Genomic DNA, 11953 nt, shown 5'->3' on the forward strand with positions numbered 1-11953 from the left:
GTATTTTAGGACGAGACAGTCGTCTTTCAGCTAAACAACCGCTTTAGCTGAAAGACTTGAGTAGAGCTCTAACCTCGAATGATCATTTGTTCGCGCTCTGGACCTACTGACACCATCACGATTGGCACGCCCATCAACTCTTCGATACGCGTAACGTAATCTTGTGCTGCTTGAGGAAGGCTCTCAAACGTGCGGCAACCCGTGATGTCTTCATCCCAGCCAGCCATATCTTCATATACAGGCTTTAGTTCAGCCGTTTGTGGCCAAATCGGGTTTTCAGTGTGCTCACCAGAGTAAGCGGTACAGATCTTAAGTTCAGACAAACCAGACAGGCAGTCAATCTTAGTCAGTGCGATTTCCGTTGCAGCTTGTAGGTCAACGCCGTTGCGAGTTGCTACCGCATCAAAGTAACCCATATCACGTGGGCGGCCTGTTGTTGCGCCGTATTCGTTAGAGCTTTCGCGGAAGCTGTCTTGCTCTTCCATTGCAGTCACTAGCGTACCAGTACCTACAGATGAGCTGAACGATTTAGCCACAGCAATAACGCGTTCGGGGCGAAGGGCAGGTAAGCCACTACCGATACCCGCGTATGCAGCGGTTACATTTGAAGATGTCGTCCAAGGGTATTCACCGTAAACAAGGTCACGGCCTGCACCAAGTTGAGCTTCAAACAGTAGGTTCGCGTCTTGTGATTGCTGTGCTTTAAGAGGCTCAGTCACGTTGCAGATGAATGGGCGCCAAGCTTTAGTCACTTCAAGTAGCCATTCCGTCATTTCAGAAGCAGTCTGAGTGAAGTCACATTTAGGGTATAGCGCTTTAAGTTGAGGCATCTTCCAATCAAGTAAAAATTGAATGCGTTGCTCTAAAATTTCAGGTTGATTCAACCAACCGACAAGAATGCCTTTCTTCATCACACGATCGCCGTACGCTGGTGCAATACCTTGACGTGTTGAACCATAAGCACCATCGCCTAAACGCTCTTCTTCAAGCGTATCTTCCAGCGCGTGTAAAGGCAGACAAAGTGTCGCACGGTCTGAAATTGCCATTTTAACTTTGATACCAGCCGCTTGTACTTCAGCAATTTCTTCAGTTAGCGCAGCAGGGCTGATCACCATGCCAGGGCCAAGAACTGCCGTACAATCAGGATTAAAAATACCACTCGGTAGTTGGTGCAGTTTGAATGTACCGAAGTCGTTTACTACGGTATGGCCGGCATTGTTTCCGCCTTGAAAGCGAATGCTAGCAGAAGCTTGGTCTGCTAAAAAATCAACGATACGGCCTTTGCCTTCGTCGCCCCAGTTTGCGCCTACAACAACAATAGATGGCATAATTTTTCTCCTGACTGATTGAGAAATCATGTTAGGCCTACAAAGTGGATAAGAGAAATTAATTATCTTTATTATCTTGATAAGGATTTCATATGCCTTTAAGGTTTTAACCTACAAGCGAGATTCCCTATCATGTTCGTTCCTCACTGTAGGGAGTGACGATGGGGCATTCTTTACTTTAGGGAATGATGTAAGTAACACGAGAGAGAGAAAATGATGCTCGATATTAATTTGTTGAAGACGTTTGTGACGCTAGCGGAATATAAGCATTTCGGAAAAGCAGCCAACGCACTGCATATGACACAACCCAATGTGAGTTTGCACCTAAAACAACTGGAACAACAAACACGCATCAAGTTGATAGAGCGAAGTCCGTTTCAACTGACTCAAGCAGGTGAAAGGTTACTAGAGACAAGTCAAAGAACATTACTCGAACTGCAGATTTGTCAGGCCGATCTCAACGCCATTAACGACCTTAAAATAGGCACGTTAACTATTGCCGTGAGCGACATCATCTCTCGATTCTTGCTAATTCGCCCGTTCCAGAAGTTCAAAGCGCGGTATCCGGGTATCGACCTAACGCTACTGAACACTACGTCATCTCAAGCATCGAGTTTAGTTAAGAACGCTCAGGCGGATCTTGGTTTTGTGATTGCGAAAGAGCAGCACAACGAGTCGCTCTATTTTACTAAGCTTCAAGAGCTTTCATGGTGTGCGTTAGGCGATGGCCTAGACATGCAATACTCTGATAGCAAGACAGGAAACGAGGTTAAAGATGACGATATAGAGACAGAACTCACATTGATTCTACTTGGCCACGATACGAGAACCCGTGACTTCATTGATGAAGGTTTACCAAGCCTTAATCTACCCAATCATAGAGTCATGGAAGTAGGGAGTGTCGATGCTCAAATCGACTGGGCAGAAGCTGGGTTTGGTGTCGCCATAATTCCTGAGTTTGCGATATCCACCAAGCAGCATTTGAATTCAAAGGTTACGCCATTGACCAATTTCTCTAGCACCAGCCTTGGCTATATCGTGAGGCAGAACCAAGTCTTATCTAAAGCGACTAAGCAGTTATTAGGCTGGGTGAATGATGAGATTACTCTGTTGCAAAACAAATAAACGCCATCACTGACTTTGAGTTACCTGAGCCTGCCAAGTGTGGGCTTTTTGTGTTCTTGTTAATCATCGTTTTCTAGCATGATAATTCGTAGGTGACTTCCCAAAATAAAAGGGTCGCTAATGAAGTGCTTGGTTGATACGGTATAATCCAATGATATGAAAGTTAATTTAGTACGCGAGTTTGGTAAATAGAACATGAAAAACACTGATTTTAGTCTGATCCCGTATTTTGTTGTCATGATGGAAGAGCTCTCTATCTCGAATACCGCGAAACGTTTTGGCGTTACTCAGCCCGCAATTAGTAAGGCGCTTAACCGACTAAAAGAAACCTATGATGATCCGTTGTTTGTGAAAACAAAGGAAGGTTATAGACCGAGCAGTTTTTGTTATGACATCTACCCTCAGATAAAACAGGCCTACGATGCCTTTGAATCGACTTTTCCAAGTAAGCGAAAGTTCGACCCAACAAAAATTGAAAGGTCGTTTAATGTCGCTTGTATTAGTGGTGCAACTTATTCATTGATGAAGCGTGTATCCGATATCCTCTATGCGGAAACGCCAGATATAGGTCTTCATATTGACCCTTACTATACCGCAGACATCGTTCTAGACCTTCGCCAACACCGATATGATTTGTGTATAGTCCATACGCCTATCAACGATCCGGCAATGGAATGTATTCAGCTCTCTAACGAACCTATGGTGGTTGCTTATGATAAAAACCACCCTAGATTAGCGGACGAGATTACGTTGGAAGAATACCTTGAAGAGAAGCATGTTCTTCATAGTATGTGGGATACCAAAGAATCACCGTTAACCAAAACCAGTAAGTATGCGAAGAGTAGAAAGGTTGCACGAAAGGCGCCTGGCCCATTTGAAATGCTTGATATGGTAAGAGGAACGGATTGGCTTTGTATTAGTCAGAAATCGATACTTGAAAGGTATGGCCTGCTGGATGATTTTAAGCTGTCGCCTTTACCGTTTGAATCGGATCTTGGTACTGAGTATCTGGTGTGGCACAAGAGTCGCAATGCAGATATGGCGCATTCATGGTTTAGAAAAAAGATTGTTGATGCCTCGCAAAAAAAGCCCCAGTGGGGCTTTAATTAGTCAGTTATCTTTAATGGTCGGTAGCCGGGTTATCTAGCTGTTGCTTCGCTGTTTAACCCTTGTTCCGCTATTTCGCGTTTTGTGCTTGCATCTGCTGAATTAGCTTTTGCATTTTTAGCGTGTTGTAATTGATGTCTGCGGCACTGAAGCCTTGGCCTTGTTGCATTGGGTAATCGTTTAGAGAGCCCATGAACTTAATCACTTCTTGAGACATTGGTACGAATAGCCACATGTTATCTACCATCCAACGAGTGTACATGCCAGATTCTTTCGCTGCGGTTTCAAACGGGTCCATACGTAGGTTTGTAATTGAAGCCCAAGCAGGAGCTTGACGGATAGCTGATTGCATCGTGCCTTCCATCATCGCGAAGCTTGCTTTCCAATCGTTCCAACGAAGCGCATTGAAGTCACCGTTTGCAGAGAAGTAGAAGATAGTTTCACGGGGTGACTTTTCAGCCTCTCCTTCAAAATATGGCATAAAGTTCGAGCCATCTAGGTGAACACGCCAATCTTTATTATTTAGAGAAACACCTTCTTTAAGGTCTTCAACGATAGAGTCATTGCCGGCAGCGGCAGCTAGTGTCGGTAACCAGTCTTCTTGAGACATTAGCGCATTAACCGCAGAGCCAGGTTCGATTACACCAGGCCATTTCACGATTTGTGGAACACGCATGCCGCCTTCGTAAGTTGTGCCTTTCTCACCGTGGAAAGGAGATGTACCGCCGTCAGGCCATGTAAACTTTTCTGCACCGTTATCGGTAGAAAGGATAACAATCGTGTTGTCTGCAACTTCTAAGCGTTCAAGAGTATCAAGCAACGCGCCGACGTTGTCGTCTAATTGAGCCATACCATCAGCGTAGATACCTTGACCAGAAATGCCGCTGTAATGTTCGTTCAGACGAGTCCAAACGTGCATGCGAGTCGAGTTGTACCAGATAAAGAAAGGCTTATCTTCTTTTACAGATTTCTCCATGAACGTGATAGCCGCTTCGGTAAAGTCCTCATCGATGTTTTCCATACGAGCACGAGTCAGTGGACCCGTATCTTCGATTTTGCCATCAGAGGTTGCTTTGATAACGCCGCGAGGCCCGTAGTTCTTTCTGAATTCTGGGTCTTTAGGGTAAAAGTAGGTTTCAGGCTCTTCTTCCGCGTTTAAGTGGTAAAGGTTGCCAAAGAACTCATCAAAACCATGGTTTGTAGGAAGGTGTTTGTCTTGATCGCCTAAGTGATTTTTACCGAATTGTGCAGTGGCGTAACCTTCTTCTTTAAGAGCATCACCAATGGTAGGAGCCCAGTCAGGAATACCGTGTGCTGAACCTGGCATACCGATAGTAAGTAGGCCGGTACGGAATGGGTGTTGACCTGTCACGAACGAAGCACGGCCAGCCGTACAAGATTGTTGTGCGTACATATCCGTAAAAATAGCACCCTCATGAGCAATACGATCGATGTTCGGCGTTTCGTAGCCCATCATTCCACGGTTGTATGCGCTAGTGTTGTAGTAACCAAGATCATCTGCCCAGATAGCAAGAATGTTCGGTTGGTCTGCCGCAGCGACGCCTTGAGCAACGCTGAGTGCGCTCATTGCTAACACGGTTTTGGTTAATTTAGTCAAGGTAATGTCCTTTCTTTAGTTTCTATTTGTTTAGAAAGAAAATACCAATTTTGTATTAACTCAGAGGACTACTGGGTATGAATTCTAGTTACTTAGAGGAATAGTGGAGCCGTGATCAGGGCTAGTGTTTTACTCAAAATCAGAGACCTGCCCCAGAGTTTATTTCTTGATTAAGTGAGCCTTATTCATTTTCGTCCCATTTCGAAAACCAAATTCGCCGTTGACAAAGTTTGATAATCAAACTAACTTCCAACCAACTGCTTTGGTTGTCAAATTACTTGAAGGTCAAAGGGAATTTGTAAGCACCATTTCCTAATGACAGACAGCCCTAACCACAAACACCAGCTAAGGACGCCATTTTGAGTTTTCCAACACGTCACCAACACAACTTTTCTTCACATAACAGCCAAGGTGAAAAGCGTACTTTCTACGTTCTCTTGTTAACTATCATCACCATGGTTGTCGAGATCGTTGCCGGTACTATTTACGGCTCTATGGCGTTACTTGCCGATGGTTGGCACATGGGGACGCATGCTGCAGCGTTTGGTATCACCTTATTTGCATACCGATATGCGAAGAAACATGCCGAGAGTGAACGTTTCTCGTTTGGTACTGGTAAAGTCAGCGTGTTAGGGGGCTACACCAGCGCGATTGCATTGGGTATTGTGTCATTATTGATGCTGGTGGAATCAGTGCATCGTTTATTTAACCCACAAGCGATTCAGTTCAATGAAGCGATCATCGTTGCCTGTATTGGTTTAACTGTGAATGTGGTGAGTATGTTTTTACTCGGCGATCACCATCATGATCACGGACACGAGCATGGCCACGATCATAGTAACAATCAGAGTAAGAATCACGGTCATTCACATAGCCATGATCACGACAGCGACCATAATCATAAGCATGGTGAGCACCATCATGACCATAACCTACGCGCAGCCTACATGCATGTGTTGGCGGATACGTTGACTTCACTGTTGGCCATTGTTGCGCTGCTGTTTGGTAAGTTTTACGGTTGGAACTGGTTAGATGCAGCAATGGGAATAGTTGGCGCATTTGTGATTGCTAAGTGGACGATGAACCTTATGAAACAAACCAGTCCAATCCTGCTTGATGAGAATATCCACCAAGATTATCGCGACTCAGTGACCGAAACCTTAACGCCTTATGCGTCGGTCACCGATTTCCATATGTGGAAGGTGAGTGGGCATCACTATTCAGCAGCAATTACTCTTGAATCAAACAGTGATAAAACCGTGTCTGAATATAAACAAATGCTCTCCAAGTTTGATAAGATTAATCATCTTACTCTTGAAGTGCATTCAAACGACCATGCGAAATATAGAACAGCTTAACCAAATACTGACTGAGTTCTACGATAAAATGTCTTCGTGGGAACAGTCTGTAGTCAAAGAGACGGGTTACTCCCTGGCTCAAGTACACACTATTGAAGTACTTGGTATGCATGGCGCGTTAAGAATGAAAGAGCTCGCTGAAAAGCTGGGCATCACCACGGGTACATTGACCGTTCAAATCGAAAAGCTGGTTAAAGCCGAATTGATTGAACGCCATGAACACCCAACGGACCGTCGTGCAATCGTGGTTGCTCTAACTGATGAAGGGCAGAAGATTCACGTTCACCACAATCAGCTTCACTTGAACCTAGTTAATGAATTAACGCAAGACATCGAAGAAGATGAGAAAGCGGTATTACTAAAGTGCCTATCTAAGATGGTAAAAGCGTTTTAGTCAGCCTTAAGTTCGAACCCTAACTTATTAGCTGCAAAGCAATTGATTAAGAAATCTAAAAATGGACCTGACTCGAATTGAGTAGGTCCATTTTTTCGCCGTTTTCTCTCGACTATACAATCACTAATCGATGGACTCACCGTTTCAAAAACAAGTCAACACCTCCCAATATTGCTCTTCGTTCTTGCTCCGCTGATGAGCCAAAAAAATGTCATTCACAGCCGTCAGATCAATAATTGCCCAAACTGTTTTAATTCAAAGCCTTAATAGTAAGGCGTTCAGCTATTTATACCCCGTCAAATATCTGTCTCTCAGTTTTATAATTCTATTAATGTACATGTAGCGAAAATGTGTTATTGATTAATCTGTCGTTAATGGGTTGGGTCTTCTTTGTTTGAATGTATTGATGATGTCACTACTGGCGGGCAGGGCCGCTGCAAAAACTCAACCCCATTACTGATAAAAAATCATAACAATAACTCGATCGCACTAGCCGTATATCCATGCTTTGATGCGATCAATTAGATACTTATAGTTAATTTAGTAAAGACGAGCCATGTATATGAATATAAAGAAAAAGCTCTATTCGTTGGGGGTGTTCTCCATCTTCGGCATGATTTCATTGTTGTTTACCACATCTCAATTTGCGGACACCACCGCTAAAATGAGCGAAGCCAAACAAATTACCAAAGAACTTGAAGTGCGACTGCTAAACCTTCGTCGTAACGAGAAAGATTTCTTACTTCGCAGTGATCTGAAATACCTCGACAAGTTCGACGTAAATTACAAAAAATTCTTAGCGTCTGAATCTGAGCTTAATGCTGTGCTGAATGATCTGGGTTTGGCCAACAGTACGCATTTGCGTGAAGATATCGAAACGTACCACACAAGCTTTGTTAACCTTGTTAAAGCCAGCCAAGTGTATGGACTAGCACGAGACAAAGGATTGTTAGGGGAATTTCATGCTGTACTCGATAACATCAGTGCCACCGCGAGTGCTGAACAAAAAATTGAGCTGTATCTCTTCAATGATCTGATCGAGAAGGGTGAGTTCGACCCAAGTGTTCTGTCTATTACTTCTAATGCGGGTGGCTCAGCTGCTTTGATAGAAGCAGCTCGTCAAGTCGTAGATCAGAAACGAGTGATAGGGTTAAAACATAACGAAGGGTTACTAGGGCAAGCGCGTACAGGTTCGCACGTTATCGAGACTCAATTCAAAGAATTCTCGGCCGTGTTAGATCAACAGGCACAGCAAGAGATGGATAAACTATCGCTGATCAACAACACCCTTTGCGTCACACTGTTAGTGGCGATCATTCTATTCAGCTGGTTAATCGTACGTTCAATCATCGGTAAGATTGAATCTCTACTTACTGTGATCCGTAATATTGTCGACTCGAACGACGTGTCTATTCGTGCGACGGAGAATGGCAAAGACGAACTCGGTAAGCTAGGCGAATACTTCAATCAACTGCTAGACCAGCTTGAAGGGTTGATTGCGACGTCTCAATCTAAGTCACATCAGTTGACACAAAGTACGTCGAGCATGCATGACGAGCTGGAATCGGTCATCAAACAGTTCGAAGTTCAAGCAAACCACACCTCAACAATGACAACTTCAGTGCAAGAGATGGTACTGACTATTGGGGAGATATCAGAAAGTACATCGGTTGCCGCTGAAGGCGTTCATCAAGCGAAAGTGAATGCCGACAAAGGTCGTGAAGTGGTGGTTGATACCATCAATAACATTACCCAGCTGTCTGAACGCCTTTCAAGTAGCCAAGATTCGATTAGTTCTTTGAATCACCATGTCGATCAAATTGGTAGTGCCGTTAACATTATCCAAGGTATTGCGGAACAGACTAATTTATTGGCATTAAACGCAGCCATTGAAGCCGCTCGTGCTGGTGAGCAAGGTCGTGGCTTTGCCGTTGTTGCGGATGAAGTCCGAGCGTTAGCAAGCAGAACGCACCAATCAACCACTGAAATCACCAGTGTAGTCACTGCAATCCAGAGCCAAATGAATGCTTCTATGACAGAGATTGGCGAGTGTAACCAACAAGGCCAGCTGACACTTAAAGATTCAGAAGAACTGGATGCAAGCTTGCAACTGATCTTGAGTGATATGGAAAGCATTCAAGGCAACTCAGAACGTATTGCTTCAGCGATTGAAGAGCAGGGTGCGGTAATGACACAAGTAAGTGACTCAATTACTGAGTTGAATACCATCTCGAATGATAACAACGCTTCGGCGCAGCATTGCTTGGTCGAAGTCGATAAAGTAGCTGAGCAAGCGAACGATATGGATCAAGCGGTAGCACAGTTCAAGACGTCATAAGACTGCTAGAGCAAGTTAGAAACCAAATATGTTAAGTATTTGAAACCCAAGGCGTGAGTTCATAGAAAACAAAGGCGTGAATTATTCGCGCCTTTTTTGTGCCTGAAGGATAGGCAAGTGCCTGAATCGATAGAAATAAGAATAAGGCATTACAAAATAGACTTAAGTATCTGTGGAATAAAACTAAAATAATGGCAGACTAACGATGAACGAACGCATTGACGTGAGCCATATCTTTGGCGCGTTTCAAATAAACGTTAAATCTTACGGAAGAGGAACAGCATGCACTACGACGTATTCAATGGAGACGCAGACGGTATCATCGCGTTGCTACAACTGCGATTAAGTGAACCAAGAAAAAGCGTACTCGTTACCGGTGTAAAGCGTGATATTAAATTGGTTTCTCAAGTTGCCAGTCAAATCATAGAGCCGGGCAATCCAAATGATGTCTCTTCCGTTACCGTTCTTGATGTGTCGATGGAGAAGAACCTGCCAGCATTGCACTCACTGTTAGATGCCAACATCGATGTGTTTTACTGCGATCACCATCGAACAGGGGACGTGCCAATCTCTGAGCATTTAGACACTCTGATAGACACCTCTCCAGAGAGCTGCACGAGTTTACTGATTAACCAGAAGCTAAATGGTGCACACGTAGCTTGGGCAATCGCGGCGGCCTTTGGTGATAATTTAAAAGTAGTGGCCGCACAGTTAGCTGATGAAAATGGATTCGAACAATCACAAATTGAGTTCTTAGAAGAGCTAGGTACCTTGGTTAATTACAACGGCTACGGTACATCATTGAGCGATCTACATTTCACGCCAGTTGAGCTCTACCAAAACCTTTATCAATATCCGAACCCGTTCGATCTTATGGATGACAAAGACTCGGTGTTTTATCGACTACGAGCTGCTTACCAGAATGACCGCCAGCAATTATCAAACCTTGCCCCTGCGTATGAAAGTGTATTCGCACGTGTGTTTGAACTGCCTGGTGAGACTTGGGCAAGACGTATCAGTGGTGTATTTGGCAATGAGATCGTGAATCAAGATCCAAACCGAGCGCAAGCAGTATTAACGAAAAACCAAGATGGCGAATCTTATACTGTTAGCCTAAGAGCACCACTATCCAATAGAACAGGCGCAGATGAAATTTGCTCTAGCTTTGTAACTGGCGGAGGAAGAAAAGCAGCGGCTGGCATTAATCAACTTAGCGAACTTGATAGAGGGAATTTCATTTCACTGTTGGACGCTTATTATTCGCCGAGTGTTGAGCGCTAACTAAAATAGTAGCGAGAGTGAATAGGGTAAAGAGAGGCCATTTGGCTTCTTTTTTTGTGTCTAAAGTCACCCAAATAAGCCTTTCAAAAACTTAGTTAGCATCAAATTCGGCACTTCACATTGTATGACATCAAAGTAAGAGTGATTATCAATTGTATTAATTCTGGGGAAATTGCACTATACGCATATTGAATCTTCAGTATATTGAATATCCTTATAATGAATCTTGCCCAGGTCGACCTTAACCTACTCGTTATTCTTAAACACCTTCTTGAAGAGAAGCACGTATCAAACACAGCCTTGGCGTTGGACATGAGCCAACCGACGGTGAGTCGTTCACTACAAAAACTACGAACGGTATTCAACGATGACTTGTTAGTCCGCGCAGCCTATGGGTATGAGTTAACTCCGAAAGCAGAAGTCATTAAGCAAGACCTCAACTCTGTGCTCACACGCCTTGAGAAATTGGTACATGGAGACGTATTTGAACCGCAGACGAGCAATAGTACCGTTCGGTTCTTTGGCTTGGTTCCGCAAGTCTCGCATTTGTTACCAAAAGTGGTGGCACAAATCCGCAAGCAAGCGCCGAATATGGTTGTCGATATCGACTCGATTCCTAAACGACACTTTGAACCTCTGTTATCAGGTGATGCGCACTTTGTATTGTCGACGCATGAACCATTAAGTTCTGAACAAAACTTGTATCGAATGTTCGTAATCAGTCGCGACTATCGGTTATTGATGAGCAAAGACCACCCTCTGGCGGATAAAGAGATCACCGTTGATGATTTATTGAGTAGCCAACTCGGCCAGATCTCACTGCAAGGGGATAAGAAGCTCTCGATTGAAAGTCGTTTCAAAGATTTGGGCTTGATCGATAAGCAGCGTCAGCTATCGATACCGATTCAACTGTCTAACTTTAACGTCGCTCCAGATATGGCTGAAGCGACCGATATCATCTTTCACCTGCCGACACCTTTTGCTCAACAAGCAGCAAAACAGAGAAACCTTGTTTGTAAACGCGTACCCAAAGCGATCAGGAGCCCATCAGAAGACGTATATCTCTACTGGCATAAACGTTTCCACAATGACCCTATGTGTCGTTGGATTCGTGAACTATTTAAAGAGACATACTCCTAAGTTATCTGGCACATGAATGTTACGGGCTCAATGCTAATGAATTGAATATATTTTGTCTGCATTATTTGATAAATGAATAATCATAATGAATTTTCAGCATGAAACTTTCGTTGATTGGAGTGATAACTGGCTGTTTAATGCAAACCATTATCATTACTAATTACATATAAGAATAAATATCATGTCTGAGAAATCTCTTTTGATTCGCAAGCCTCTTTTAGTTCGCAAATCCCTTATAGTTCGCAAACCTCTTATGATTCGTAA

Annotated in this window: 9 protein-coding genes; 7 read left to right on the plus strand and 2 right to left on the minus strand. The window is 43.7% G+C overall.

Annotated elements, in window-relative coordinates; translation table 11 throughout:
* Positions 1-68: 68 nt before the first annotated feature.
* Positions 69-1328: an adenylosuccinate synthase gene (locus tag AB4232_RS09560; RefSeq protein WP_372087002.1), complete on the minus strand. Its 1260-nt coding sequence runs from the start codon at positions 1326-1328 to the stop codon at positions 69-71.
* A gap of 213 nt (positions 1329-1541) precedes the next feature.
* On the opposite strand from AB4232_RS09560, the gene AB4232_RS09565 reads away from it, so the two are divergent.
* Both AB4232_RS09565 and AB4232_RS09570 read left to right on the plus strand, forming a co-directional pair.
* Entirely contained in the window at positions 1542-2453 is a 912-nt protein-coding gene (locus AB4232_RS09565) for a LysR family transcriptional regulator (protein WP_081228560.1), read from the plus strand.
* Positions 2454-2648: 195 nt separating this feature from the next.
* Complete coding sequence (locus tag AB4232_RS09570; protein ID WP_017097452.1) at positions 2649-3563, plus strand: LysR family transcriptional regulator; 915 nt, start codon at positions 2649-2651, stop codon at positions 3561-3563.
* Between the two features lie 67 nt (positions 3564-3630).
* Here the strand turns inward: AB4232_RS09570 and AB4232_RS09575 are convergent, their stop codons facing one another.
* On the minus strand, positions 3631-5148 hold the full coding sequence (locus AB4232_RS09575) for an arylsulfatase (protein WP_240797153.1): 1518 nt from the start codon (positions 5146-5148) through the stop codon (positions 3631-3633).
* A gap of 389 nt (positions 5149-5537) precedes the next feature.
* Here AB4232_RS09575 and dmeF point away from each other — a divergent pair, with 389 nt between their 5' ends.
* The 5 genes from dmeF (at position 5538) to AB4232_RS09600 (ending at position 11689) form a co-directional block, all read left to right on the plus strand.
* On the plus strand, positions 5538-6536 hold the full coding sequence (dmeF, locus tag AB4232_RS09580) for a CDF family Co(II)/Ni(II) efflux transporter DmeF (protein ID WP_372087003.1): 999 nt from the start codon (positions 5538-5540) through the stop codon (positions 6534-6536).
* Positions 6514-6930: a MarR family winged helix-turn-helix transcriptional regulator gene (locus AB4232_RS09585; RefSeq protein ID WP_009846872.1), complete on the plus strand. Its 417-nt coding sequence runs from the start codon at positions 6514-6516 to the stop codon at positions 6928-6930. The genes dmeF and AB4232_RS09585 overlap by 23 nt, the downstream gene beginning before the upstream one ends.
* Positions 6931-7543: 613 nt before the next feature.
* On the plus strand, positions 7544-9268 hold the full coding sequence (locus tag AB4232_RS09590) for a methyl-accepting chemotaxis protein (protein ID WP_032499726.1): 1725 nt from the start codon (positions 7544-7546) through the stop codon (positions 9266-9268).
* Between the two features lie 282 nt (positions 9269-9550).
* A complete protein-coding gene (locus tag AB4232_RS09595; protein ID WP_372087004.1) occupies positions 9551-10549 on the plus strand; it encodes a DHH family phosphoesterase in 999 nt (332 codons plus the stop codon).
* Positions 10550-10768: 219 nt separating this feature from the next.
* A complete protein-coding gene (locus AB4232_RS09600; protein WP_009846869.1) occupies positions 10769-11689 on the plus strand; it encodes a LysR family transcriptional regulator in 921 nt (306 codons plus the stop codon).
* The last annotated feature ends 264 nt before the right edge of the window (positions 11690-11953 follow it).

Source organism: Vibrio sp. 10N.286.46.A8 (assembly GCF_041470165.1).
Classification (GTDB): Bacteria; Pseudomonadota; Gammaproteobacteria; order Enterobacterales; family Vibrionaceae; genus Vibrio; species Vibrio tasmaniensis_A.

What these genes read in the sequence shown, in the direction of transcription:
- AB4232_RS09565 (WP_081228560.1), top strand. Translation starts at nt 1,542, where the DNA reads ATGATGCTCGATATTAATTTGTTGAAGACGTTTGTGACGCTAGCGGAA.
- AB4232_RS09585 (WP_009846872.1), top strand. Translation starts at nt 6,514, where the DNA reads ATGCGAAATATAGAACAGCTTAACCAAATACTGACTGAGTTCTACGAT.
- AB4232_RS09575 (WP_240797153.1), bottom strand. Translation starts at nt 5,148, where the DNA reads ATGAGCGCACTCAGCGTTGCTCAAGGCGTCGCTGCGGCAGACCAACCG.
- AB4232_RS09560 (WP_372087002.1), bottom strand. Translation starts at nt 1,328, where the DNA reads ATGCCATCTATTGTTGTTGTAGGCGCAAACTGGGGCGACGAAGGCAAA.
- AB4232_RS09600 (WP_009846869.1), top strand. Translation starts at nt 10,769, where the DNA reads ATGAATCTTGCCCAGGTCGACCTTAACCTACTCGTTATTCTTAAACAC.
- AB4232_RS09570 (WP_017097452.1), top strand. Translation starts at nt 2,649, where the DNA reads ATGAAAAACACTGATTTTAGTCTGATCCCGTATTTTGTTGTCATGATG.
- AB4232_RS09590 (WP_032499726.1), top strand. Translation starts at nt 7,544, where the DNA reads ATGATTTCATTGTTGTTTACCACATCTCAATTTGCGGACACCACCGCT.
- AB4232_RS09595 (WP_372087004.1), top strand. Translation starts at nt 9,551, where the DNA reads ATGCACTACGACGTATTCAATGGAGACGCAGACGGTATCATCGCGTTG.